Annotated in this window: 19 protein-coding genes; 10 read left to right on the forward strand and 9 right to left on the reverse strand. The window is 73.9% G+C overall.

All coding sequences use genetic code 11. The features are described 5' to 3' along the window. The first annotated feature begins 23 nt into the window (after positions 1 to 23). Entirely contained in the window at positions 24 to 878 is an 855-nt protein-coding gene (locus HD595_RS44535; protein WP_253780600.1) for a phosphotransferase, read from the forward strand. A 59-nt stretch (positions 879 to 937) separates the two neighbouring features. Beyond that, entirely contained in the window at positions 938 to 1,192 is a 255-nt protein-coding gene (locus HD595_RS44540; RefSeq protein ID WP_175591454.1) for a TFIIB-type zinc ribbon-containing protein, read from the forward strand. 142 nt (positions 1,193 to 1,334) lie between these two features. On the opposite strand, the gene HD595_RS44545 is transcribed toward HD595_RS44540, so the two are convergent. Next, positions 1,335 to 2,339: a hypothetical protein gene (locus HD595_RS44545; RefSeq protein ID WP_253780602.1), complete on the reverse strand. Its 1,005-nt coding sequence runs from the start codon at positions 2,337 to 2,339 to the stop codon at positions 1,335 to 1,337. Positions 2,340 to 2,478: 139 nt separating this feature from the next. Between HD595_RS44545 and HD595_RS44550 the strand changes: the two genes are divergently transcribed. Then, positions 2,479 to 4,266, forward strand: coding sequence for an AMP-dependent synthetase/ligase (locus HD595_RS44550; protein ID WP_253780604.1), 1,788 nt, complete (start codon positions 2,479 to 2,481; stop codon positions 4,264 to 4,266). Between the two features lie 93 nt (positions 4,267 to 4,359). Here the strand turns inward: HD595_RS44550 and HD595_RS44555 are convergent, their stop codons facing one another. The 3 genes from HD595_RS44555 to meaB all read right to left on the reverse strand — a co-directional run bounded on the left by HD595_RS44555 (position 4,360) and on the right by meaB (position 7,138). Further along, positions 4,360 to 5,451, reverse strand: coding sequence for an acyltransferase family protein (locus tag HD595_RS44555; RefSeq protein WP_253780606.1), 1,092 nt, complete (start codon positions 5,449 to 5,451; stop codon positions 4,360 to 4,362). Continuing rightward, positions 5,448 to 6,065: a TetR/AcrR family transcriptional regulator gene (locus tag HD595_RS44560; RefSeq protein WP_253780609.1), complete on the reverse strand. Its 618-nt coding sequence runs from the start codon at positions 6,063 to 6,065 to the stop codon at positions 5,448 to 5,450. Before HD595_RS44560 ends, HD595_RS44555 begins: the two co-directional genes overlap by 4 nt. A gap of 113 nt (positions 6,066 to 6,178) precedes the next feature. Continuing rightward, a complete protein-coding gene (gene meaB, locus HD595_RS44565; RefSeq protein ID WP_253780611.1) occupies positions 6,179 to 7,138 on the reverse strand; it encodes a methylmalonyl Co-A mutase-associated GTPase MeaB in 960 nt (319 codons plus the stop codon). A 125-nt stretch (positions 7,139 to 7,263) separates the two neighbouring features. Here meaB and HD595_RS44570 point away from each other — a divergent pair, with 125 nt between their 5' ends. Then, positions 7,264 to 9,672 carry a serine/threonine-protein kinase gene (locus tag HD595_RS44570; RefSeq protein WP_253780613.1) on the forward strand — a complete coding sequence of 803 codons (2,409 nt, stop codon included), beginning with the start codon at positions 7,264 to 7,266 and terminating at the stop codon, positions 9,670 to 9,672. Between the two features lie 138 nt (positions 9,673 to 9,810). Further along, positions 9,811 to 10,374, forward strand: a complete 564-nt coding sequence (locus tag HD595_RS44575) for a hypothetical protein (protein WP_253780615.1) — start codon at positions 9,811 to 9,813, stop codon at positions 10,372 to 10,374. Positions 10,375 to 10,426: 52 nt separating this feature from the next. On the opposite strand, the gene scpA is transcribed toward HD595_RS44575, so the two are convergent. The 5 genes from scpA to HD595_RS44600 all read right to left on the reverse strand — a co-directional run bounded on the left by scpA (position 10,427) and on the right by HD595_RS44600 (position 18,546). Continuing rightward, entirely contained in the window at positions 10,427 to 12,574 is a 2,148-nt protein-coding gene (gene scpA, locus HD595_RS44580; protein WP_253780617.1) for a methylmalonyl-CoA mutase, read from the reverse strand. Continuing rightward, positions 12,571 to 14,376, reverse strand: coding sequence for a methylmalonyl-CoA mutase subunit beta (locus tag HD595_RS44585; protein WP_253780620.1), 1,806 nt, complete (start codon positions 14,374 to 14,376; stop codon positions 12,571 to 12,573). Before HD595_RS44585 ends, scpA begins: the two co-directional genes overlap by 4 nt. 135 nt (positions 14,377 to 14,511) lie before the next feature. Next, a complete protein-coding gene (locus HD595_RS44590) occupies positions 14,512 to 15,222 on the reverse strand; it encodes a peptidoglycan recognition protein family protein (RefSeq protein ID WP_253780623.1) in 711 nt (236 codons plus the stop codon). A 172-nt stretch (positions 15,223 to 15,394) separates the two neighbouring features. Continuing rightward, the gene (locus HD595_RS44595) at positions 15,395 to 16,453 is read right to left on the reverse strand and encodes an S-methyl-5-thioribose-1-phosphate isomerase (protein ID WP_253780626.1); all 1,059 of its coding nucleotides are present in this window, start codon (positions 16,451 to 16,453) and stop codon (positions 15,395 to 15,397) included. A gap of 230 nt (positions 16,454 to 16,683) precedes the next feature. Further along, positions 16,684 to 18,546 (reverse strand): CASTOR/POLLUX-related putative ion channel, encoded by a 1,863-nt coding sequence (locus HD595_RS44600; protein WP_253780629.1) that lies wholly within the window; start codon positions 18,544 to 18,546, stop codon positions 16,684 to 16,686. Between the two features lie 205 nt (positions 18,547 to 18,751). Between HD595_RS44600 and HD595_RS44605 the strand changes: the two genes are divergently transcribed. The 5 genes from HD595_RS44605 (at position 18,752) to HD595_RS44625 (ending at position 24,833) form a co-directional block, all read left to right on the forward strand. Then, positions 18,752 to 19,861: a DUF5925 domain-containing protein gene (locus HD595_RS44605; RefSeq protein WP_253780631.1), complete on the forward strand. Its 1,110-nt coding sequence runs from the start codon at positions 18,752 to 18,754 to the stop codon at positions 19,859 to 19,861. Positions 19,862 to 19,951: 90 nt separating this feature from the next. Then, entirely contained in the window at positions 19,952 to 21,025 is a 1,074-nt protein-coding gene (locus tag HD595_RS44610) for a C39 family peptidase (RefSeq protein ID WP_253780633.1), read from the forward strand. A 4-nt stretch (positions 21,026 to 21,029) separates the two neighbouring features. Beyond that, entirely contained in the window at positions 21,030 to 22,901 is a 1,872-nt protein-coding gene (locus tag HD595_RS44615) for a S9 family peptidase (protein ID WP_253780635.1), read from the forward strand. Next, a complete protein-coding gene (locus tag HD595_RS44620) occupies positions 22,898 to 24,169 on the forward strand; it encodes a M20/M25/M40 family metallo-hydrolase (RefSeq protein WP_253780637.1) in 1,272 nt (423 codons plus the stop codon). The genes HD595_RS44615 and HD595_RS44620 overlap by 4 nt, the downstream gene beginning before the upstream one ends. Before the next feature lie 61 nt (positions 24,170 to 24,230). After that, positions 24,231 to 24,833 carry a TIGR03086 family metal-binding protein gene (locus HD595_RS44625; RefSeq protein WP_253780639.1) on the forward strand — a complete coding sequence of 201 codons (603 nt, stop codon included), beginning with the start codon at positions 24,231 to 24,233 and terminating at the stop codon, positions 24,831 to 24,833. The last annotated feature ends 26 nt before the right edge of the window (positions 24,834 to 24,859 follow it).

Raw genomic sequence — 24,859 nt, forward strand, 5'->3', positions numbered from 1 at the left:
GTACTGCCGAATACTCTGTACGAGTGGATCTGGAGGCCGAACTCGGGGTCATCGCCGCCGCGCACGGCGGCACGGGAGAGCCGGTGCTCCACCCGACCCGCACCGACGTCGTGGTGTTACGCAGGGGCGAGGTCGTGGTCAAGGCGCACTCCCGGCGCGACGACGCCGAGGCGCTGCGCCTGCGGGTGCGCGCCGCGGCCTCGGCCGCGCTGAGCGGCGTCCTGCTGCCCCCGCTGCGTCCCGACGTGCTCACGGTGGCCGGTCGCGCGGTCACGCTCTGGCCGGCGGGCGCGCCCGTCGCGCACGACGAGCTCGACTCCGCGCCCTGGGAGGAGGGGGCCCGGCTGCTGGCGCGGCTGCACGCGGTGCCCCTGCCGCTGGTGCCGCCGCTCCCCGAGGCGGGCGGCCCGGAGCGGGCGGCCCGCGCGGTGCGCCGCATGCCGGGCGACGGCCCGGTCGAGCGGCTGCTGCGGCGGGCGTTCGAGGAGCTGCCGGAGCCGGAGCCGGTGCCCGGCCTGCTCGCCCACGGCGACTGGCACCTGGGCCAGCTCGTGCGCCGCGACCGCTGGCTGCTCATCGACGTGGACGACCTCGGCGTCGGCGATCCGGCGTGGGACCTGGCCCGGCCGGCCGCCTGGTACGCCGCGGGGCTGCTCGACCCGGCCGTGTGGGAGCGGTTCGTGGGCGCGTACCTCGCCTTCGGCGGGCCGGCGCTCGGTGACGGCGCCGACCCGTGGCGGCGGCTCGACCTCCCGGCCCGCGCGGTGACCATCCAGCTGGCCGCTGTGGCCGTCGTCAACGCAGGTCGCGAGGGCCGGGAACTCGACGAGGTCGAACAGTCGTTAGTGGAGGCGTGCAACAGAATCGTCAGAGCGTGACGGGGTTGCGCGCGGTAGGTTTTCCCTCACATATCCGAGGCCAAGGAGACCGACGAGAGATGCAGTGCCCCAAGTGCCGCGGCACCATGCGGACTTATGAGCGCAACGGCGTTCACATCGAGCAGTGCGACAACTGCCGGGGAATCTTCCTCGACTACGGCGAGCTGGAGACGCTGACCCGGATGGAGGCCAGCTACCACGCCGCTCCCCCGCCCCCGCCCGCGCCGGGTCCCGCCTGGGGCGCCCCGCACGGCGGCCACCACTACGGCCACCACCGCCAGCGCAGCTGGGTGGGCATGCTGTTCTCCTCCTGACGGCCTGATCCTCCCCTGACGGATTGATGGACCGCTGGTCGTGCCGGCGAACACGGCACGACCGCGACACGGCAAGGGCCGCGCACCGCTCGTGCGCGGCCCTTGCCGTGTCGGGGGTCTCGGCGGGTGTCGAGCCGGGGTCTCAGCCCGGGAAGTCGTCGGGGTCCACGTCGGCGGTGCGGGCGTTGCCGCCGGCGATCGCGTGCAGCGTGATCCGCCAGTCGTGCCAGCGGATCTGGGTGGCGGTGAAGGTGGTCTTGAACTTCACCGACTTCTGGAAGCGCTCGAAGCTGCACTGCCGGGTGAAGGCGCGGGCCCTGCCGTCCCAGTCGACGCCGTGCGTGAAGTAGATCTTGTACGTGCCGTCCCGCACGCCGCTGATCTTGAACTTGGCCTTCTTGCGCACGTACACGCTGACCACCTTGGAGCCGCCCTTGACCAGCGTGACGACCGCGTCGCGGGTGCCGCCGTTGTCGATCTGCAGCGAGCTGCGGCCGGTGAGGGAGCCCCTGCGGATGAACGAGCCGTTCTTCAGGCGCCGGTTCTTCTTGCCGCCGGCCTTCACGCTGACCACGTCGGCCGGGTAGTCGCCGGCCCGCTGGAGGGCCTGGCCGGCCTGGTCGAGGGACTTCAGCGCGCCGCCGACGTCGGTGAGCGCGGCCGAGGAGGTGCACAGGTCGCGGGAGCCGACCTTGCCGGCGGTGCCGCCGAGCGCGGTGGCGAAGTCGCGCAGGCTGGCCACGTACGCGTCGTGCTGGGAACGCACCTGGTCGGGCGGCGTCACGGCGGCCAGCGCGGCGGCGCCGCTCTCGACCGCCTCGGCGGCCTTCTGCGCCCGCTGGCCGAGCGTCTTGACCGTGCGCGCCCCGGCCATCGAGCCGATGGCGCCGGCCATGGCCTTGCGCCGGGACTCCAGCTCGGCCTTGTACGCGGCCGGGTCGAGCGCGGAGGCGCTGGGGGCGGCGGTCCCGGGAGGCGCGGCCGCGGTGCCGGAGGGCGGCCCGGCGGAGGGGGCGGCGCCGGAGCCGCCGGCCACGCCGCTGACCACGGGTTGCCCGCCCGAGGGCCGGTCGGTGGCGGCCGAGCAGGCGCCGAGCGTCAGGGTCGCCAGGGCGAGGACGCAGGAGATCATCCGGGGGGCTGCCACCTGTCACACTATCGCCCGGTTGATCCTTACCGTCAATCGCGACGGCCACGGCGGCGGGCCGACACGAGACGATCACGAATATCGACTCCCGCCGGGCCCGCGGCCTAGAGTCGGCTGCATCACACCCAGGAGGACAGGCATGTCGAGCATTCCCTCCCTGCTGCGCGACCGGATCGCCGCCACCCCTGACGCCGAGGCCTACCGGACGCCCTCGGACGACGGCTGGACCTCACTGTCCTGGCGCGAGGTGGGCGAGCGCGTCCGCCGGCTGGCCCTCGGCCTGGCGGAGATCGGCGCGGGCCCCGGCACCCGGGTGGCCATCCTCGGCTCCACCCGCCTCGAATGGATCCTCGCCGACCTCGCCGTGCTGGCCACCGGCGCGGCCACCACCACGATCTACCCCTCCAACACGGCCGCCGAGTCGGCGTTCATCATCACCGACTCGGGCAGCACGATCGTCATCGCCGAGGACGACGACCAGGTCGCCAAGCTGCGGTCGGTGCAGAAGGAGCTGCCCGACGTCACGCGCGTGGTCGTCATCGACGGCACGGCCGGCGACGACGGCTGGGTGGTGACGCTCGGCTCGCTCGGCGGCGACAGCGACAGCACAGGCGACGACGACGGCAGCGCCCGGTACTACGCCATGGTCGACGCCATCGCCCAGGACGACCTGGCCACGCTCATCTACACCTCCGGCACCACCGGCCGGCCCAAGGGCGTGGAGCTGACCCACGACAACTGGCTCTACGCCGGCGCCGCGGTCCGCGAGCTGGACCTGATCTCGGGCGACGACCTGCACTTCCTGTGGCTGCCGCTGTCGCACTCGTTCGGCAAGCTGCTCCAGGTCGTGATGATCGACATCGGCGTGCCGACGGCGGTGGACGGCCGGCTCGACCGGATCGCCGAGAACCTGGGCGCGCTCAGGCCGACGTTCATGGCCGCCGCGCCGCGCATCTTCGAGAAGATCCACAACACGGTCGCCGCCACCGTCCGGCGCGAGGGCGGGGCCAAGCTGCGCATCTTCGAGTGGGCCCGCCGGACCGGCCTGCGGGTGGTGCGGGCGCGCCAGCGCGGCGTCGCGATCCCGCTCACCACGCGCGCCGAGTACGCGCTGGCCGACCGGCTCGTCTTCGCCAAGCTGCGCGAGCGGTTCGGCGGCCGGATCCGCTTCTTCATCTCGGGCTCCGCCCCGCTCTCGCGCGACATCGCCGAGTTCTTCGACGCCGCCGGCCTCACGATCCTGGAGGGGTACGGCCTGACCGAGACCTCGGCGGGCAGCTTCCTCAACCGGCCGGAGACGGTGAAGTTCGGCACGGTCGGCCCGCCGCTGCCGGGCACGCTGGTGCGCATCGCCGACGACGGCGAGGTGCTCGTCGGCGGCCGGGGTGTCATGCGCGGCTACCACGGCCTGCCCGAGGAGACGGCCGCCGCGCTGGAGGACGGATGGCTGCACACCGGCGACATCGGCGAGATCGACTCCGAGGGCCGGCTGTCCATCACCGACCGCAAGAAGGAGCTGATCAAGACCTCGGGCGGCAAGTACGTGGCGCCCACGTACCTGGAGGGCCGGATCAAGGCGGCCTGCCCGTACGTGTCGCACGTGTTCGTCCACGGCGACCGGCGCAACTACTGCACGGCGCTGGTGACGCTGGACATGGACGTGGTCAGGCCGTGGGCCGAGGCCGAGGGCCTGCCCGCCGACGCCGAGGCGCTGCGGGAGCACCCGCGCATGCGCCAGGAGGTCGCCAAGGCCGTCGACCAGGTCAACGCGGGCGAGGCGAGCTACGCGACGGTCAAGAAGTTCGCCATCCTGAGCGAGGACTTCTCCGTCGAGTCCGGTGAGCTGACGCCGAGCCTGAAGATCAGGCGCAAGGTCGTCGAGGAGCGCCACGGCGACGTCCTCGACGCCTTCTACGACGGGGCGTGAGCCCGGCCGCTCCCCGGCGCACCCCCGCGCCGGGGACCTGGAGGCTCCGCCGCGCCGGGCCCCTGGAGGATCCGGCGCGCCGCCGCACCGGCCCTAGAGGATCCGGCGGGCGCCGGGGAGCGACCGGACGAGGTAGGCGAGCCCCCAGCACAGCGGCAGCGAGAGCACGGCCACGACGGCGAACTTGACGACCGCCGCCGCCTCCAGCCACCGGAAGGCCAGCGACACGGCGACGAGCACGATCGGGTGGACGATGTACACCGTGTAGGCGTGCGCCGACAGGAACCGGCCGAGCGGCCCCTGCCGGTCGAACCGCTCCCGGAAGATCACCACGAGCCCGGCGACGAGGCCGACCGCGAAGAAGGACTGCCACGCCGCCATGGCCGCCGACGACAGCACGCCGTCGGTCATCGCCCCCAGCGGCAGCAGCGTGGCCGCGGCGACGGTCGCGGTGATCAGCCCGGCGCGGCCGGTCGCCCGCGGCAGGGTCTCGAACCATCGGCGCCGGAAGGCCACGGTGCCCGCCGCGAACATGGAGACGTACTGCGGCAGGTAGTCGGGCGAGGGCAGCCCGAGGACCGGGACGTACGTGCCCGTCGGCACCGCCAACCGCCACACGAACGTGGCCACGGCCAGGCCGGCGGCGAACAGCAGGAGCGACCGGAACCGCGGCGGCGCGGCCGGCGCCTCCTCCTCACCCCCGCGGCGCAGGCCGCGCCACACCGCGTACGCCACCGCGAAGACGATCAGCACCTCGGCGAACCACATCGGCCCCGGGTCCCAGGTGCTCAGGTAGAACTGCGCGTACGGCACCTTCCGCTGCTGGGCCAGGTACTGCGGGAGCGTCACCAGCGGCCGCAGCAGCAGCAGGAAGACGAGCAGCGGCACGCCCAGCCGCAGCAGCCGGTCGCGCACGAACGCCCGCCCGCCCTTGCGGTCGAAGGAGGCGGGGGTGAAGAAGCCGGAGATGAGGAAGAAGAACCCCATGAAGAACGCCTGGTTCACCACGACGAGGACGTCGAGGGCCACGCCGGAGGAATCGTGGGCGGACTCGACGTAGTACCACATCGGGATGTCGCCGTAGGTCACGGCGACGTGGTGTAAGACGACGAGCGCGGTGAGGGCGACGCGCAGGTTGTCCACGGCGAGGAGCCGGGTGCCGGTCCGGGGGTGTTCGGTCTTCACGTGCACGCCCTTTCGAGGAGGTCGGCGAGCTGCCTGGCGTGGGCCTCCAGGTCGTGCTCGGGATGGGTCTGCCAGTAGGCGAACATCGCGTCGATGGCGGCCTGGTGCGTGACGGCCATGACGCGGACGTCGAAGGCGCGGAACTCCCCGCGGTCCTGACCGCGGCGGTAGATCGACTCGAGGGCCTGGTAGAGCCCCTCGCTCGTGTGGACGCCGTAGCGGGGTTCGCCGTCGGTCGTGCGCAGGTTGTTGAAGATCTCGCCGAGCGCGGTGAGCTGGACGCGGTTGGCCCGCATGTGCTCGGCGACGGAGACGATGTGCGTCCTGAGCAGCTCGGCGGCCGACTCGGCGCCCTCCATACGGGCGACGACGAACTCCCCGATCTGTGCGTAGACGCGGTCGACGACCTGCTCCATCAGCTCCTCCTTGCCGGCGAAGTGGTAGGAGATGACGCCCTTGCTGATGCCGGCGCGCTGGGCGATCCGGGCGAGCGACGCCCGGGCGAAGCCCACCTCGGCGATCACCTCGACGGCGGCGCGCACGATCTGGTCGCGCCGCGCCTCCTCGATGAACGACCGCGCCTTCTGGCCCCCTGGCTGAATTTCTGACCGCATGGCCAAAATTTAGCACACGCGGACAGAAGGCGGGGATCATGGATGTGTTCAGGCGTGAGCGAGCGCGTGGGTGAGGGTTCCCGCCCGATGACGGGCGGACGGAATGAGCGCGTTCAGGGACGGGTGAAGGCGGCCAGGAGGCGGTCGGCGGCCAGCGACGGGGTGAGGGTGCCCGCGAGGACCTCCTTCTCCACCTCCTCGGCGATGGCCGCGACCCGGGGATCGTGACGCAGTTCCGCCAGCAGCCGGTCGCGTACCAGCGTCCACGTCCAGCCGACCTGCTGGCGGCGGCGCTTGCCGGCCAGATCCAGGCCGTCCTGGTGCCGCAGCACCTGGTCCCACAGCTCCGGCAGGCCGTCGCCCGTGAGGCCGCTGCACGTCAGCACGGGCGGCGGCACGCTGTCGGAGCGCAGCATGCGCAGCGCCCCGGCCAGCTCGCGGGCCGCCTTGCGCGCGGCGAGCGCGTACTCGCCGTCCGCCTTGTTGACCGCGATGACGTCCGCGAGCTCCAGCACGCCCTTCTTGATGCCCTGGAGCTGGTCCCCGGTGCGGGCCAGCGTCAGCAGCAGGAACGTGTCCACCATGTCGGCGACCGCCGTCTCCGACTGGCCCACGCCCACGGTCTCGACGAGCACGACGTCGTAGCCGGCCGCCTCGACGACGACCATGGCCTCCCTGGTGGCCTTGGCGACGCCGCCCAGCGTGCCGGACGTGGGCGAGGGCCGGATGAACGCGGCCGGGTCGGCCGCCAGGCGCGACATGCGGGTCTTGTCGCCGAGGATGCTGCCGCCGGTACGGGTCGAGGACGGGTCCACGGCGAGGACGGCCACCCGGTGACCCCGGCCGGTGAGCATGGTGCCGAGGGCGTCCACGAATGTGGACTTCCCCACACCCGGCACGCCCGAGACGCCCACGCGGCGGGCCCGGCCGGACAGCGGGGTCAGCGCGACGAGCAGGCGCTGGGCGAGGGCGGCGTGGTCGGGCCGGGTGGACTCGACCAGCGTGATCGCGCGGGCGATCCACGTGCGGGAGCCGTCGCGCACGCCCTTGGCGTAGTCCTCCAGCGACCGCACGGGCCCTCCCCTCCCAACCTGCTAGGAGTTTCCCACTTGATCAGATTAACCCCCGCCAAGTCATAACTTTTGACGCTAAGGTGCAGAGCGTAGTCGTCCCATCCGTCACAGGAGTCACTCCCCTCATGCCCCACGTCGAACCCCTGCGCGAGGGCGACCCGGCAGCGGTGGGGCCCTACCGGCTCGCCGGCCGCCTCGGCGCCGGCTCCCAAGGCGTCGTCTATCTCGCCAAGGCGCCGAACGGGGCGCCGGTGGCGGTCAAGGTCCTGCACGAGGGGCTGGCCGGCGGCGACCGCCTGGCCCGCGAGCTGGCCGCCGCCCGCCAGGTCGAGCCGGTCAACGTCGCCCAGGTGCTCGACGCCTCCGTCAGCGGGCGGCCGTACGTCGTGAGCGAGTACGTGGACGGGCCGTCGTTGCAGCAGGCGGGACGCCGGACCGGCGCGGAGCTCCAGCGGCTGGCCGTCGGGACCGCCACGGCGCTCGCGGCGATCCACCGGGCGGGGCTCGCGCACCGCGACTTCAAGCCGGCCGGCGTGCTGCTGGGGTCGGGCGGGCCGCGCGTGATCGGGTTCGGCGTGACGGGGGCGCTCGACTCCAAGCTCTCGGCCACGAGCAACGTCGTGGGCACTCCGGCGTACATGGCGCCCGAACAGCTCGCGGGGCAGGCGGTGGGGCCGGCGGCCGACGTGTTCGCGTGGGGCTCGGTGATCGTCTTCGCGGCCACGGGGACGCCGCCGTTCGGCGACGACTCGCTGCCAGCGGTGATCAACCGGATCCTGCGGGCCGAGCCGCGGCTCGGGGAACTGCCGCAGGCGCTGCGTGCGGCGGTGACCCGTTGCCTGGCCAAGGACCCGGCGGCGCGTCCCGCCATGCACGAGGTGCTGCTTCACCTGCTCGGCGCCCCGGCGTCCCCGGCACCGTCCGGGAGCGTGCCGTCCGCGACGCCGCCGCACGACTTCTCCTCCCCGGCCGCGCCGCATGCCGCTCCGGTCTTCCAGGACCGCTCCCCCGCGCCGTCGCGGTCCGACCGGCCGGGCGCCGAGGGCGCTGCGGAGCAGTGGCACACGGCGCCGCGGTCGGCGGCCTGGCAGGAACCTGTCCCGCAGTCCACGGACCCGGTCCGGCCCGTGACGGGACCGCGCGGCGCCACCTGGCCGCCCGCCGCCGGGGGCTGGGAGGACTCCTACGACTACGACACGCCCCAGCCCACCGCCGCGCCACCGTCTCCCGGCCCTGGGACGTTCGGCACGAGTGGCGCAGGCGTGGGCGGCCGTGAGGCGGACGACGAGTGGGCGTTCGAGGACGGAACGTCAGGACGGGGCGCGGGCGGGCCCGGCATGGTGGCGGGCGGGCCCGGCGCGGCGGCCGACGGGCAGACGTTCGACTCGGGCACGTTCGGCCCGGGCGCGGGCAACCGTGAGCCGTACGAGGAGCAGGTCTTCGAGGTGCAGGCGTTCGGACCGGGCATGCCCGGTCCGGGTGCGGCAGCCGGGCCGGGCACACCGGCGGGGCACACGCCCGACTCGGGCGCGCTCTCCCAGAACGCGGGCGGTCGTGAGGCGTTCGACGAGCGCGCCTTCACCCCCGGTGCGGGGGGTCGTGAGGCGTTCGACGAGCGGACCTTCCCCCCGGGCGCGGGCGGTCGTGAGGCGTTCGACGAGCGCGCCTTCACTCCCGGTGCGGGGGGTCGTGAGGCGTTCGACGAGCGGACCTTCCCCCCGGGCGCGGGTGGCTCAGCGCGTGGTGAGCAGGTGTGGCCGCCGGTCGAGCGTCCTGACGACGTCCGGCGTCAGGACGGGGCGCGGCCCGAGCCGTGGGCGCGCGACGACACGCGGCCCCCGGCGGCCGAGGCGTGGACGGGCGGTGAGGCGCGGCCCGCGCCCGCCGGGCCGGAGCAGTGGGACGAGACCCCCGCCGGTGAGCCCGCCCGAGCGAAGCCGCGTGGGCGGCGCGGCAAGAAGGTGGTCATCGCCGTCGTCTCCGGTCTCACCGCGGTCGCCCTCGGCGGCGCCATCGTGTGGCTGACCCCCTCCTCCCCGCAGCCGAAGTCGCAGAGCCTGGTCAGCGCCTCCTCCGGCGCCTCCCCCAGCGCGTCGCCGACCCCGTCGCGCAAGCGGCCCACCCGGACCCGAACCCCCGCCCCGGCCGACCACGGCTCCGCGGACCCGGCCGCCACGCGCTCCGCCGACCCCGACGGCACCGCCTCCCCCACCGCCGGGCCGGTCACGGGACGGCTCAGGCTCGCGTCCGTGCGCGCCCTCGGCACCAGGAACGGCACCTGCTGGGCCGGCGACCAGGTCACGCTCGCCGCGCAGGTGGAGCGCGGCGGCGAGCGGCTCCCGTTCGGCTACGTGTGGACGGTGGACGGCCGGACCACCGGCCGCGGCTCCACGGTCGTCGAGGAGAACGGCCGGCTGGTCGTGAACGCCCCCCGCCCCCTGACGGCCGACGGCGCCACCCACCTCGTCACGTTCAGGATCACCACCCCGGTCCCCCGTCAGCGCACGCTCTCGCTCACGTTCTGTCAGTCCTGAGGCGGCGGGAGGCGCTGCGGCGCGGGTGGATCACCGTAGAGGCGGACCCGCGCTCACCCCGCAGGCGGACGACGGGTGCCTCCGGCGACGGCGACCATGAGTCCCGTTCGCCGCAGGCTCTCCTCGAAGGACACGCACATGCTGAAGAAGTCTCTGCCGGCCGCGCTGGCGGCGGCGGCCGTCGCCGCTCTCACCCTGGTCCCCGCCGGCCCGGCCTCGGCCGCCACGATCGAGATCCGTCCGGGACAGGTCACGACGCTGAAACAGTCGAACAGCAAGTTCATCTGCCCGACGAACGAGGTGCTGATCGGCCGCGGGCACCGGGGCGACGAGAACGGCGACACCACGTTCTCGTGCGGCCGCATCTACATCGACGACGTCCAGGTCACGGTGCTCCGGTTGGACATCTGGGGCACCAAGACGGACGAGAACAACCACGACTACCACACCCCGGCGAACCAGGCCATCACCGGCATCCGGCACGACGGTGACGAGAACGGCGACACCATCTACTACAGTGGCGCGCTGTTCTGGCAGGGCAAGGCGGTGCAGATCACGCCCAGGCAGCTCGAAGCCTGGGTCAGGGAGAACAACCACTCCTCGATGGCCGGCACCAACCAGGTGATGACGGGCCGCAGGCACAGCGGGGACGAGAACGGCTGGACCCAGTACGAGTACGGCTGGATCTCCTACAGCGGCTGACCACCGGGGCCGGGCGGCGCCCCGTGGCACGGGAACGCCGCCGGTCCGGGCGTCAGCCGTGGCGCTCCTGGAGGTCGCGCAGCAGGTCGAGGGCCGCGTCGGCGATCACCGTGCCCGGCGGGAAGATCGCGGCGGCCCCGGCGGCGCGCAGCTCGGCGAAGTCGTCCGGCGGGATCACCCCGCCCACCACGATCATGATGTCGGACGCGTCCAGGTCGGCCAGCGCCCGCCGGAGCGCGGGCACCAGCGTCAGGTGGCCCGCCGCCAGCGACGACACGCCGACGACGTGCACGTCGGCCTCCACCGCCTGGCGCGCCACCTCCTCCGGCGTCTGGAACAGCGGGCCGACGTCCACGTCGAAGCCCAGGTCGGCGAAGGCCGTGGCGATCACCTTCTGGCCCCGGTCGTGGCCGTCCTGGCCCATCTTGGCCACCAGGATGCGGGGGCGGCGGCCCTCGGCGCGCTCGAAGTCGGCGCACGCCTGCCGCACCCGCTCGATGTTCGCCCCCGGGCCTGCCTCGTCGCGGTACACGCCGGAAATGGTACGGATCTGACCGGCGTGCCGGCCGAACACCCGCTCCAGCGCGTCGGAGATCTCGCCCACGGTCGCCTTCGCGCGGGCGGCGTCCACGGCCAGCTTGAGCAGGTTGTGGTCGAGGCCGGGCTCGGGGTCGGCGGCGGCCTTGGTCAGCGCCTCCAGCGCCCGGTCCACCGCGTCGGGGTCGCGTTCGGCCCGCAGCCGGCGCAGCTTGTCGAGCTGGCTGGCCCGTACGGCGCTGTTGTCGACCTTGAGCACCTCGATCGGCTCGTCGGCGTCGGGGCGGTACTTGTTGACGCCGATGACCGGCTGGCGGCCCGAGTCGATGCGGGCCTGGGTGCGGGCCGCGGCCTCCTCGATGCGCAGCTTCGGCAGGCCCGCCTCGATGGCGCGGGCCATGCCGCCCGCGGCCTCGACCTCCTCGATGTGCGCCCAGGCGCGCGCGGCGAGGTCGTGGGTGAGGCGCTCCACGTACGAGGAGCCGCCCCACGGGTCGATGACCTGGGTCGTGCCGGACTCCTGCTGGAGGAGGATCTGGGTGTTGCGGGCGATCCGGGCGGAGAAGTCGGTGGGCAGCGCGAGCGCCTCGTCCAGCGCGTTGGTGTGCAGCGACTGCGTGTGGCCCTGCGTGGCGGCCATGGCCTCGACGCAGGTGCGGGCGACGTTGACGAAGACGTCCTGCGCGGTCAGCGACCAGCCCGAGGTCTGGCAGTGCGTACGCAGCGACAGCGACTTGGGGTTCTTCGCCCCGAACCCGGCCACGAGCTTCGCCCAGAGCAGCCGGGCGGCGCGCAGCTTGGCGACCTCCATGAAGAAGTTCATGCCGATGCACCAGAAGAACGACAGGCGGGGCGCGAACCGGTCGACGTCCATGCCCGCCGCGACCCCGGCCCGCAGGTACTCGACGCCGTCGGCCAGCGTGTACGCCAGCTCCAGGTCGCACGTGGCCCCGGCCTCCTGGATGTGGTAGCCGGAGATGCTGATCGAGTTGAACTTCGGCATCTTCTCGCTGGTGTAGGCGAAGATGTCGGAGATGATCCGCATGGAGGGGGCCGGCGGGTAGATGTAGGTGTTGCGGACCATGAACTCCTTGAGGATGTCGTTCTGGATGGTCCCGGCGAGCTGCTCCGGCTCCACCCCCTGCTCCTCGGCGGCCACGATGTAGAGCGCCAGGACGGGCAGCACCGCCCCGTTCATGGTCATCGACACCGACATGCGGTCCAGCGGGATCCCGTCGAAGAGCTGCCGCATGTCGTAGATCGAGTCGATCGCCACCCCGGCCATGCCCACGTCGCCCTGGACGCGCGGGTGGTCGGAGTCGTAGCCGCGGTGCGTGGCCAGGTCGAAGGCCACCGACAGGCCCTTCTGCCCGGCGGCGAGGTTGCGCCGGTAGAAGGCGTTGGAGTCTTCGGCCGTGGAGAAGCCGGCGTACTGGCGGATGGTCCACGGCTGGTTGACGTACATGGTGGGGTACGGGCCGCGCAGGTACGGCGCCGCGCCCGGGTAGGTGCGCAGGAAGTCGAGGCCGTCGAGGTCGGCGGCCGTGTAGAGCGGCTTGACGCCGATGCCCTCGGGCGTCTCCCACGCGGCGCCCGCCGTCTGCGGGGAGGCGTCGGGGCGGGCCTTGCCCTCCAGCGGCACACCGGTGAAGTCGGGGATCATCGGGCCACCTCCAGGGCCTCGAAGGTCGTGCGGAGCACGCCGAGCGCGTCGCACCCGGTGTGGAGGCAGGCGTCCACGCCGTCGTAGGACCCCTTCCCGGCCAGCCAGACCAGCCGCGCGCCCGCCTTCCTGAGCGCCGTGGCGACGGCCTCGGCGTGCTGGGCGTACAGGCGGTCGGTCGAGCACAGGCAGGCGACGGTGGTGCCGCTGACGGCGAACGCGGTGGCGATCTGGTCGGGGTCGGCGCCCGGTCCGGCGGTCTCGGTGGCCAGCCCGCCGGCGTGGAAGAGGTTGGCGGCGAACGCGGCGCGGGCCGAGTGGGCGGCGACGGGGCCGATCGTGGCGAGGAAGACCTTGGGGCGTTCGGGCAGCGCGTCGGCCAGGTCGCGCAGCTCCTCGTACTCCTGGGCGTACCGGATGACCGGCAGCCCCCCGTCGGTGTCGTGGGCGGCGGAGGCGAGCCAGGGGCCGCTCTCGCGGGGGCGGCGCGGCGGCTTCTCACCGGGGTCGGGGTACTCGCTCACGCCCGTGATCGGGAAGCGGCGGTGCGCGACGTCGGCGGCGCGGCGCTCCCGGGTCGCGGCGACGCGCGCGGACACCAGGCCGGCCGCCCGGCCGATGCCGCCCGCCGCCTCGATCTCCTGGAACCACTCCCAGGCCCGCTCGGCCAGGTCGGCCGTGCGCCGCTCGACGTAGAAGGACCCGCCCGCCGGGTCGGCCACCCGGCCGAGGCCGGCCTCCTCCAGCAGCAGCGCCTGCGTGTTGCGGGCGATGCGCCGGGAGAACGCGTCCGGCCGGCCGAGGCAGGCGTCGAACGGCTGCGCGGTCACCGCGTCGGCGCCGCCCACCCCGGCGGCGAAGCAGGCCACGGTGACGCGGAGCATGTTCACGTACGGGTCGCGCGCGGTCATCATCGCCGAGCTCGTCACCGCGTGCTGGAGCTGCGCCCCGGGCGGCCCGGCGGCGCCCACGCCGGCCCGGACGCCGGGGACCCCCGTGACGCCCGTCCCGACGCCGCACAGCTCGGCGACCCGCGTCCACAGCCGGCGCGCGGCCCGCAGCTTGGCGACGGTGGCGAACTGGTCGTCGGTCGCGGCGTAGCGGAACTCCAGCTGCCCGAACGCCTCCTCGACGCCGAGCCCGGCGTCGGTGAGGGCGCGCAGGTGGCCGACGCCCAGCGCGATCGAGCAGCCGAGCTCGTCGGCGTCGCCGCCCCCGGCGTCGTGGTACGGCGTGGCGTCCACGGTGATCGCCCGCAGGCCCGGGTGCTCGGCGGCGCAGCGCAGGGCGAGCCGCACGGCGGTGTCCCGGTCGCCCGCGCCGGCGCCGAGGTTGCCCCGGGCGGGGGTGCCGCGCCCGGCGGCGAGGGCGAGCAGCGTCTCGGCCGCCTCGGCGGTGCGGCGGCCGGCCTGGAGGGTGATCGGCGCGAGGTCGAGGTAGACGTCCTTCAGCACCCGGCCCAGCTCGCCGGGGGCGATCGCGCCGTCGCCCACGACGAGCCAGAGCGAGGTGACGCCGTTCTCCAGGTCGGCCAGGACGGCCTCGGGGTCGGCGACGGCGTGGCGCTGCCGCACGTCCCAGCCGCCGGCCGCCCGGGCCGCGTGCTCGGCCCGGTCGAAGGGCGGCGCGGCGGGCAGGTCGTCGGCGTCGTAGAGCGGGGCGAGCGTCACCCCGTCGTACGTGGGGCTGGACAGGGCCTCCTCGGCGTCGCCGGTCTCCGTGCCCGCCTTGCGCAGGACGGCGAGCGCGAGCGCCCGCCACTCGTCGCGGGTGGTCGCGGGGAAGCCGGCTGCCAGGTCCATGATTCGGATAGTAGGCGGAAGGCCGCGAACCGGGTAACCCCAGGGGTCCCTCAGCCGAACCACCACGATGCGCCCGGCCCGCCGGAGGGCTCCCCCGCGTGTCGTCCTGGCCGATCCGTCAGGAGAGCCGGCCCGTCAGGAGGGAGGGGCCTCCCAGGCGAGGCGCCAGGTGACGGGCCCGACGACGCCGTCGTCGTCCACCCCCTGCTGGCGCTGGAAGCGGCGGCAGACGTCGCGCGACTGCGCCCCGTACGCGCCGTCCGCGTCCAGGTCCCACCCGCGCGCCTTCATCTGCCGCTGCCAGGTGCGCACGTCCTCCCCGCGGGTCACCGGCGGGTAGCGCAGCAGCCAGCCGGGGAACGGCGGCGCCTCCGGCTCGCCGCCGCCCTCCCCGTTGCCCGGGTCGCCGCCGCCGTCGCCGCCCGGCCGGGGCGCTCCCCTGCGCACCCACGCGTACAGCGGCTCGCCGGGGCAGTCCGTCGCGTACCCGTCGCGGTGGCCCTTGATCTCCGGGCCGGCGTCGCCGTGCTCGCGGACGTACGCGACGGCGTCGAGGATGGCGTGCAGCACGCCGTCGGGCGGCTCCACCAGCCCGGCGTTGCCGACGAGGCCGAGCACGGCGTAGTGCCCGGAGTTGAGGCCGGGGCCGTTGGCGGCGGGCAGGTGGTGCAGCCCCCGTCCCTCGAACACCTTGCGGTGCGGGCACGCCACGAACGAGTACCCGATGTCCAGCCAGCCGTTGCCGTCCTGGTGTCCGCGCTGGATCGACTGCACCAGCGACACGCAGCCGTTGTGGTCGCCGACGATGCCGGGATTGACCAGACCACCCGTGTAGTGAACTTTCACCCCCTTCGTGGAGGCGAGCTGGGTGTAGCTTCCACGGGGTGCGCGGGCACCCCAGTCACGTCGGGTAATGAGGTCGATGGCCACCGTTGCGTCTCTCCGGAGGGTCGAATGTACGGCAACCGAGCGTAACGCGCCCTATCCGGACAGATCAGTTAATTGACGATTATTCGCTTTACGGACGGATCACTCGCTTGTCGGTGACGATGGCGGTGATCAGGTCGTGCGGGGTCACGTCGAAGGCCGGGTTGACCGCGTCCGTGCCCTCCGGGGCCAGCCGTGTCCCGCGCAGCGTCACGATCTCCTCGGCGCCCCGGTCCTCGATCTCGATCCCGGCGCCCGTGGGGGTCGCGACGTCGATGGTCGTCTCGGGCGCGACCACCAGGAACGGCACACCGGCCCGCGCCGCGCCCAGCGCCAGGGCGTACGTGCCGATCTTGTTGGCGGTGTCGCCGTTGGCGGCGATGCGGTCGGCGCCCACGAGCACCGCGTCCACCCCGCCCCTCGCCAGCAGGTACGGGCCCGCGCCGTCGGCGACCAGCCGGTGCGGCGCGCCCATGCGGGCCAGCTCCCAGGCGGTCAGCCGGGCGCCCTGGAGCAGCGGCCGGGTCTCCAGCGCGAGCACCTCGGCCAGCAGGCCACGCTCGTGCAGCGTCTGCGCGACGCCGAGCGCCGTGCCCCGCTCCACGGCCGCGAGCCCGCCGGTGTTGCAGATCGTCATGATCCGCAGCCCGCGACCGGCCGGGGCGAGCAGGTCGGGGAGGTCCACGGCGGGGAGGTCCGAGGCGAACGCGCCCGAGGTGGACGCCTCCGAGGCGAACGCGCCCGAGGTGGGCGCCTTCGAGGCGAGCGCGCCCGAGGTGAGGAGGTCGGCTCCGCGCTCCCCCATCGCCAGGCAGGCCGCGATGTCCTCGTCGCGGATGCGCAGGGCGGCCTCCAGGACGGCCGCGCGGCCCTCCGGCAGCCAGGCGGCGGCCTGGTCCACGCCCCAGGCGAGGTTGACGGCCGTGGGCCGGGCCGCGCGCAGCCGGGCGACGGCGTCCGGGTCGCCGCCCGACAGCACGACGCCGAGCGCGCCGGCCACGCCCAGCGCGGGCGCGCCGCGCACGGCCAGCCGCCGGATCGCGTCGACCAGCTCGTCCACGGTGGTGATCCGGAGCGTGACGCACTCGTCGGGCAGCCGCGTCTGGTCGATCAGCTCGACCGCGCCGTCCACCCAGTCAATGGTCCTCACCACCGCACCGTAACCGACGCCGGTCGATCCGCCACTCGTGCGGCGCGTCTCCCTGTCTCGCCATGGACGCACGGCGCGCGATCCCCGGCCGCCCGGCCGCCCGTCCTTCCGTCCCGCCGGGCGAGGCGGAAGGACGGGCGGCCGGGCGGGGAAGGTGGGCGATGAAGGAGGCCGGGGAGCGGGCAGGGTGGCGCGGGTGAGGGGCGAAGCAGGCGGGCGGGCCGGGCGGGTCAGCGTTCGGCGAGGACGATGACCGAGTCGCCCTCGGCGAACCGCACCTGCTGCGACTTCGCCGGGTTGAGCACGATGCCGTAGTGCGGCGGCGTGTTGCGCTCGGCCGCGTGGCGGTAGCCGATCGCCGTCTCCCCGCGCCGCCGCGCCGCCTCGACGACCGTCGAGAACGTCACCTCCGTGCCCGTCTTCACGTAGTCGCCCGCGGGCCGGGGATAGATCTCGGAGCCGTGCGAGTCGAACAGGTAGCTGAAGACGTCGGCCAGGTGGCGGTTCTCGGCGAGCTGGGCGAGGAGCAGGCCGATGACGGTGTCGCTGATGACGATGTCGTCGGCCTCGGTGACCTCGGCCAGCACGCGGTTGCTCTCGTCGTGCATCTCGCTGACGATCGAGTAGCGCTCGCCCCGGGCGGTCTGCATGTCGCGCAGTTGCAGCAGCGTCATGAGGGTGCGGGTGTCGGCGTGGTGGGGGTCGAAGCGGTCGTCGGACAGGACGATGACGTGCTGGAACAGCCCGAGGTTGAGCGCTTCGAGCTGGTAGCGGTCGGTGGAGTCGCACTCCTTGACGTGGACCGTGAGGTTGGTCAGCCCGGTCAGGCCCTCACCGGCCCGCGGGTGGTCGGCGGCGACCTCCAGGACCGAGCCGGGGGCGACGTAGCCGTCGAGGTAGCGGACGATGTGCTCGGCCCGGCCGTTCCAGTTGAGCACCAGCGTGCGCTCGGGCTGGAGCGCGGTGGGCGGGGCCGAGACCACGGCCTCCTCCGCCAGGACGGGCTCGCCGGTGGCCAGCCGGATGTGGGAGTCGTCGTGGGCGATGACGATGACCTGGTCGTGCTCGGTGACGACGGTGTCCATGGGCGGGTTGAGCACCACACCCGAGCGCCGGCGCAGGCCGATGACGGCGGCGGTCTCGTAGGCGTGCAGCGCCTCGCCGTACGTGCGCCCGACCAGGTCGGCCCCGGAGCGCAGGTAGATCTCGCCGCCGTCGAAGTTGAGCAGGTCCATGCAGACGACCGACATGCCCGACTGGCGGGAGGACTGGACGATGAGCCGGGAGGCGGTGTCGTCGGAGTCGACGACGTGGACCTCGCCGCCGCCGGCCAGGCGGGCGGCGGGGATGTTGCCGGAGGCGGCGATGGCGGCCACGACCGGCGGATGCGCCCCGGCCCGCTTGGCGAGCGCGAGCAGGATCTTGATCACGTGCGCGTCGGGGTCCTCGTTGTCGGGGGACAGCACGACGACGGAGCGGGCGCTCTGGAGGTTCATGAGCGCGAGGTCGCGCGGCTCGGTGGGCCGCCCGGTGCGGCACACCAGCCGGGTGCGGCCCAGCTCGACGTGCTCGCGGATCTCCTCCTCCATGTCGAGCTTGTCGCGGTCGGCGAGGACGGCGATGACCGAGCCCGACTGGCTGGCGTGCGCCTTGACCAGCTCGCCCACGATCGTGAACACCTGGTCGGACCACCCGAGCACGACCGTGTGGCCCTTCTCCACGATGCGCGAGCGACCCCTGCGCAGGCGGTGGACCTTCTGCATCAGCCCGTTGGACAGCAGGCCGACGAGCATGCTGACGATGAACAGGCCGCCGAGGGACCCGGCGAACATGACGGTCATGTACGCGGTGGAGCCCTTGTCGCCGGCGACCTTGCCGGGGGTGAGCGCGTGCATGAGCGCGATCCACAGCACCTCGCCCGCGCCGCCCACGCCCTGCGGCTCGTGGGGGGCCAGCCAGAGCGTCAGCCCCGCGACCGCCACGACGAGCGTCGCCGACAGGACGCCCAGCAGGCCGACGAGCGACGCGGTCCCCCTGGACATCGTGTTGTCGAACCAGTAGCGCGCCCGCTCACGGAAGCTCACCCCAGCCACGCCGTCTTACCTCCACCATTCGCACACTTGACCGACGCAACAAGGTACAGGTGGATCGGCCCGTCCGCAGCGATACCGATGACCTGGCGAAATGTCCTGTTCAGGGCGTCGGTGCCGGACCTATGACGGATTGCTATGGCGCCGATGTCATCCCATATCGCAAAACCCTTCGACAGGACGTGGCCGCAAATGGATCATTATCCTCATGTCCGTGATGAAGGAGGTGCCGTTCCCGAGCCCGGAGTCGGCCGGCCTGCCGATGAACATCTGGATCGACGACAGCGACAACGCGATCGACGTCATCGACGCCCTGGCGCTGTCGCCGTTCGCCACCGGGGTGCAGCCCTGGTCGCGCCAGGCCAACCTGGAGCGGGTCCGCCCGGAGGCCACGCTGAGCCCGGCTGGCGGCCGTCTCGTGCGCACGGCGCAGATCCAGGACGGCCAGGAGTCGCGGCTGATCTGCGGTGACGGCTGGACCTTGCGCGTCGTGCGCTACCGCAACCGCAGCGCCACCGTGAGCGTGACCGCCGTGACGGAGGAGCTGGCCCGTTCGGTGCTCAAGGAGAGCACGGACGGCGCCGTCGAGCCCGAGCCGGAGACCGACCACGTGGAGATGGGCTTCTGGTGGCGCGGCGCGCACGGCGGCACCCGCTCCGAGAGGCCGATCACGGCCCAGCCGTGGGAGGAGATCAGCGGCAACTACTCCGCGCAGGTCCGCCGCTCCCTGACCACGCTCATGGCGGTGACCCCGGCCGAGGTGCACGGCCGGCTCGTCCTGCTGCACGGCCCGCCCGGCACCGGCAAGACGACGCTGCTGCGCTCGCTGGCCAGGCAGTGGCGGGAGTGGTGCCAGGTGGACTGCGTGCTCGATCCGGAACGGCTGTTCAACGACCCCGGCTACCTCATGGAGGTCGCCGTCGGCTACGACTCCGACGAGGACAAGCAGCGCTGGCGGCTGCTCGTGCTGGAGGACTGCGACGAGCTGATCAGCGCGGCGGCCAAGTCGCAGACCGGGCAGGGCCTGTCGCGGCTGCTCAACCTCACCGACGGGCTGCTCGGCCAGGGCCGTGACGTGCTGGTGGCGATCACCACGAACGAGGACCTCGCCCGCCTGCACCCCGCCGTCGTCCGTCCCGGCCGCTGTCTGGCGCAGCTGGAGGTGGGGCCGCTGACGCGCGAGGAGGCGATCGGCTGGCTCGGCTCCTCCGAGGGGATCGGGCCCGCGGGGGCGACGCTGGCGGAGCTGTACGCGGCGCGCTCGGGGCGGGCGCCCGCCGCCCCGGCGACGGACGAGTCCACCGGTCTCTACCTGTGACGCCCCCTCGAACGCGCCTTTTCTGACATTTCCGGCGCGTACGTAAACCTTCCGATGCGGTGCACCAGGCCGGGGAGCACAATCGGCCTGGTGCTCACCGTCGATCCGGCCCGCGTCGCCTTCCGCCGCCTCGCCGTGTCCTTCGCGGCCGCGGACGGCGTCCCGGGCGGGCTCGCCCCCTGGACCGGCGACGAGGTGCCGATCGGCTTCCCCGCCACCCAGCTCGTCCCGTCGTGGACGGCGCGCACCCCGCCCGGCTCCTGGGTCGAGATCGAGCTGCGGGCCAGGACGGCGGCCGGCTCCCTGACCAAGTGGTATGTGATGGGCCGCTGGTCGGAGCACGGCGACCCGCGCACCTCCGTGGCCGGCCAGGGCGACGACGACGGCGACGTGGCGGTCGACACGTTCGTGGCGCGGCGGCCGGTGGTGGCCTTCCAGGTCCGGGTGACGCCGTGCGGGCCCGGGGTGGAGGTGGGCTCGCTCGGGGTGATGGCCTCGGCCGTGCCGCCGTTCCCGATCGTCGCCGCGTACGAGCCGGGCCGGGACGGCGCGGGCGAGGTGCGGCTGGAGGTCCCCCGCCACTCGCAGCACGAGCACGCCGGCCACCACCCGCACCTGGACGGCGGCGGCGCCAACTGGTGCGGCCCGGCCGCGGTGGCGATGGTGCTCGGCTACTGGGGGCGCGGCCCGGAGGCCGGCGACCTGGCCTGGGTGGGCGAGGGCGACCCGTCTCCGCTGGTGGACCACGCGGCCCGCGGCACCTACGACACCAGCTACCAGGGCACCGGCAACTGGCCGTTCAACGTCGCCTACGCCTGCCGGTACGGGCTGACCGGCTTCGTCACGCGGCTGCGCTCGGCGGCGGAGCTGGAGGCGTTGGTCCGCGCCGGGATCCCGGTCGTCACCTCCCAGTCGTTCAAGGCCCACGAGCTGCCGGGGTCCGGCTACTCGACGGAGGGCCACATCATGGTCGTCGTCGGCTTCACCGCCGGAGGCGACGTCGTCGTCAACGACCCGGCCGCGCCGAGCGACGCCGACGTGCGCAGGGTCTACCCGCGGGCCGCGTTCGAGAACGTGTGGCTGCGGGGCTCGGGCAGCGGCGGCATCGTCTACGTCCTCCATCCGCCCGGGCACCCCCTTCCCCCTTCCGACGGCAACTGGTGAGCAGATGAGCATTCGACCGATCGACGTGGCCCGTACCGACGGCGGCCCCCTGTGGGTGGAGGCCGTCGCCACGCCCGCCGGGGTGGAGGTGTGGTGGGACGAGCCCCGGCCGCACGAGGGCGGCCGGCGGTGCGTGGTGCGGCGCCTGCCGGACGGCTCGCGCGTGGACGCGCTCCCGGCGGGCTGGAACGCCCGCAACCGCGTGATCGAGTACGGCGGGCGGTCGTGGCGGCCGCTGCCGGGCGGCGGGCTGGTGTTCACGAACTGGGCGGACCAGCGCCTGTACCGGCTGGACGGCGCCTCTCAGGGTGACGACGGACCCGTGGCGCTGACGCCGGAGGGGCCGGCCCGCTACGCCGACCTCTACCTGCCGCCCGGCCGCGACGAGGTGTGGGCCGTGCGCGAGATCGGCACGGAGCGCGACCTGGTCGCCGTGCCGCTGTCCGGCGGGCCGGTGCGGGTGATCGTCCGGGCGCAGCACTTCCTCATGTGCCCGCGCCTGTCGCCCGGCGGCGGCCACGTGTCGTGGATCGGCTGGGACCATCCGAACATGCCGTGGGACGGCACCGAGCTGTGCGTCGCACCGCTCGGCGCGGACGGCGTGGCCGGGCCGCACACGGTGGTGGCGGGCGGGCCCGCCGAGTCGGTGGTGCAGGCGGAGTGGCGCGACGAGGACGCCCTGTACGCCGTCACGGACCCGACCGGCTGGTGGAACATCCATCTGGTGTCCCGGGAGGGCGGCCCGTACCGCAACCTCACGCCGCGCGCGGAGGAGTTCGGCGACGCGCCGTGGAAGCCGGGCGCGTCCTGGTTCGCGGTCACGGACGCCGGGCTGGTCGTGGTCCACGGCACGGCCGACCGCTGGTCGCTGTCCGTGCTGGACCCGGAGACCGGCGGGCTGCGGGACGTGGGCGGCGAGGCGACGTACTGGGGACCGACCGTGTCGGCGGCGGGCGGCATGGCGGTGGCCGTGATGGCGACGCCGTACACCCCGCGGCAGGTCGTGCTCGTCGACCTGGCGCGCGGCGCGCGCGAGGTGATGTCGGCGCCCAAGCCGCTGCCCGCCCGCGAGCTGCTGCCCGACCCGGAGGCGGTGACGATCGAGGGCGTGCACGCGCACCTCTACCCGCCGGCCGGGGCGCCCGCCGGCCCCGCCCCGTACGTGATCTTCGTGCACGGCGGGCCGACCGGCAACAGGCCGATGGTGCTCGACCTGGAGATCGCCTACTTCACCAGCCGGGGCCTCGGCGTGGCCGAGGTCAACTACGGCGGCTCCACCGGCTACGGCCGCGCCTACCGCGAGCGGCTGCGCCACCAGTGGGGCGTGGTCGACGTCGAGGACTGCGCCAAGGTGGCGCGCGGCCTGGTCACGATGGGCAGGGCCGACGCCGCGCGGATCGCGATCCGGGGCGGCAGCGCCGGCGGCTGGACGACGGTGGCGGCGCTGGTGCACAGCGACGTGTTCGCGGGCGGCGTCGCGCACTACGCGATCACCGACCCCGAGAGCTGGGCGGCCGAGACGCACGACTTCGAGTCGCGCTACCTCGACGGGCTCATCGGCCCGCTGCCCGAGACCCGCGACCGCTACACCGAGCGCTCGCCGCTGCTGCGCGCCGCGCACGCCTCCGGGCCGTGCCTCATGCTGCACGGCCTGGAGGACGCGATCGTGGACGTCGGCCAGGCCGAGCGGTTCGTGGCCGAGCTGGACCGGCACGGCCGGCGGTGGGCGCTGCTCACCTACCCCGGCGAGCAGCACGGCTGGCGCCGGGAGGAGACGATCGTCTCCGTGCTGGAGGCCGAGCTGGCGTTCTACGGGCTGCTCTTCGGGTTCGAGACGCCCGAGGTGCCGCCGCTGAAACTGGAAGGAAGACCGTGAAGAGCGTTGCCGAGATCTGCTCGGACCTGATCAGGTTCGACACCACCAACCCGGGCTCGGGCGAGCGGCCGGCGGCCGAGTACGTGGCCACGCTGCTGGCCGACGCGGGCCTGGAGCCGGAGGTGTTCGAGTCGGCCCCGCGCCGCACGACCGTCGTGGCCCGCCTGGAGGGCGACTCGCCCGACGCGCTGCTGATCCACGGCCACCTCGACGTGGTGCCGGCCGACCCGGCGGAGTGGCGGACGCACCCATTCTCCGGGGAGATCGCCGACGGCTGCGTGCACGGCCGGGGCGCGGTGGACATGAAGGGCTCGTGCGCGATGACGCTCGCGACCGTGCTCGGCATGCGGGCGCGCGGCGAGCGGCCGCGGCGCGACGTCGTGCTCGCCTTCCTCGCCGACGAGGAGGCGACCGGCGACTACGGCTCGCGGCACGCGGTCACCGAGCACCGCGAGCTGTTCGACGGGGTCACGCAGGCGATCAGCGAGTCGGGCGGGTTCAGCGTCAGCTCCGGCGGGCACCGGGTGTACCCGGTGGCGGTGGGCGAGCGCGGCACGGCCTGGATGAAGCTGACCGCGCACGGGGTGGCGGGCCACGGCTCGCGGCCCGCCGTGGACAACCCCGTCGCCACGCTCGTCCACGCCCTGTCCCGCGTCGCGTCCCACCAGTGGCCGGTACGGCTCACGCCGTCGGTGGCGGCGCTCGTCCAGGCGCTGTCGGAGATCACCGGCCAGCCGATCGACCTGGACCGGCTGGACGAGGAGGCGGCCCGGCTCGGCCCGCTCGGCCTGCTGTTCAAGGGGCAGATCCGCAACTCCGCCAACCCCACCATGCTGGACGCCGGCTACAAGGTGAACGTGGTGCCCTCGACGGCCGAGGCCCACGTGGACGGCCGCTACCTGCCGGGGCTGCAGGAGGAGTTCCTGGCCACGATCGACGAGCTGCTCGGGCCGAAGATCACCCGGGAGTTCGTGAACCTGGAGGACGCCCCGGCCGCGCCGTTCCCGTCGCCGTTCTTCGACGAGCTGGCGGGGGCGCTGGTGGCCGAGGACCCGCTGGCGCGGCCGGTGCCGTACGTGATGAGCGGCGGCACGGACGCCAAGTCGTTCGCCCGGCTCGGCATCGAGGGCTACGGGTTCGCGCCGCTGATGCTGCGGCCCGACCTCGACTACTTCGGGATGTTCCACGGCAAGGACGAGCGGGTGCCGGTGGAGGGGCTGGAGTTCGGCACCCGCGTGCTGACCCGCCTGCTCACCGCGAAACCGTAGTGGAACAAAGCATTCCGTTCTGCTATGCTGGATTCATCAGCGAACGGAAGGGCTGCGGAACATGAGCGAGATCACGAACACCGGCTGGGACGTCCTGGACTTCTCCCACCAGGCGCTGCGCCAGGTCGTGCGCGGGGTGCCCGCGGGAGCGTGGCAGCTGCCCACCCCCTGCTCCCAGTGGGACGTGACCCAGGTCCTCCAGCACGCCGCCGGCGACCAGATCGGCTTCGCCGCGTTCCTCACCGGGGAGCCCGGCCCGTCCGAGGACCCGTTCGCGCCCTCCGGCGCCCTCGCCGGCGACCCGGAGGCGTACGCCGAGGCGGCCCTGAGCCGCTCGGCCGCGGCCTGGGCCGGCGTCGACCGCGCCGCCGAGCAGGTGCCCGTGCCGGTGCCGCCGAACACGATGGAGCCGTCGCTCGGCGCGGGCGCCTGCGCGCTCGACGCCGCCGTCCACTCCTGGGACATCGCGGTCGCCACCGGGCAGCCGTCGCCGCTGACCGGCGAGGTGGCGCGTGAGCTGCTGGAGGTGTCGCGGCGGATCGTCGAGCCGCTGCGCGCCTGGGGGGCGTACGCGGCGGTGCTGCCGGCCGAGGAGGGCGACGACGACGTGGCGGCGCTCCTGCGCTACCTGGGCCGCGACCCCCGCTGGACCCCGGCCGCCTGACCCCGCCGGGCCCCTTGGGACGGTGC

The organism is Nonomuraea roseoviolacea subsp. carminata (genome assembly GCF_024172185.1).
Taxonomy (GTDB): domain Bacteria; phylum Actinomycetota; class Actinomycetes; order Streptosporangiales; family Streptosporangiaceae; genus Nonomuraea; species Nonomuraea roseoviolacea.

Bases quoted from the DNA above. Each gene is read 5' to 3' on its own strand.
- HD595_RS44540 (WP_175591454.1), top strand. From the start codon at position 938: ATGCAGTGCCCCAAGTGCCGCGGCACCATGCGGACTTATGAGCGCAAC.
- HD595_RS44550 (WP_253780604.1), top strand. From the start codon at position 2,479: ATGTCGAGCATTCCCTCCCTGCTGCGCGACCGGATCGCCGCCACCCCT.
- HD595_RS44560 (WP_253780609.1), bottom strand. From the start codon at position 6,065: ATGCGGTCAGAAATTCAGCCAGGGGGCCAGAAGGCGCGGTCGTTCATC.
- HD595_RS44570 (WP_253780613.1), top strand. From the start codon at position 7,264: ATGCCCCACGTCGAACCCCTGCGCGAGGGCGACCCGGCAGCGGTGGGG.
- HD595_RS44575 (WP_253780615.1), top strand. From the start codon at position 9,811: ATGCTGAAGAAGTCTCTGCCGGCCGCGCTGGCGGCGGCGGCCGTCGCC.
- scpA (WP_253780617.1), bottom strand. From the start codon at position 12,574: ATGATCCCCGACTTCACCGGTGTGCCGCTGGAGGGCAAGGCCCGCCCC.
- HD595_RS44585 (WP_253780620.1), bottom strand. From the start codon at position 14,376: ATGGACCTGGCAGCCGGCTTCCCCGCGACCACCCGCGACGAGTGGCGG.
- HD595_RS44605 (WP_253780631.1), top strand. From the start codon at position 18,752: ATGTCCGTGATGAAGGAGGTGCCGTTCCCGAGCCCGGAGTCGGCCGGC.
- HD595_RS44615 (WP_253780635.1), top strand. From the start codon at position 21,030: ATGAGCATTCGACCGATCGACGTGGCCCGTACCGACGGCGGCCCCCTG.
- HD595_RS44625 (WP_253780639.1), top strand. From the start codon at position 24,231: ATGAGCGAGATCACGAACACCGGCTGGGACGTCCTGGACTTCTCCCAC.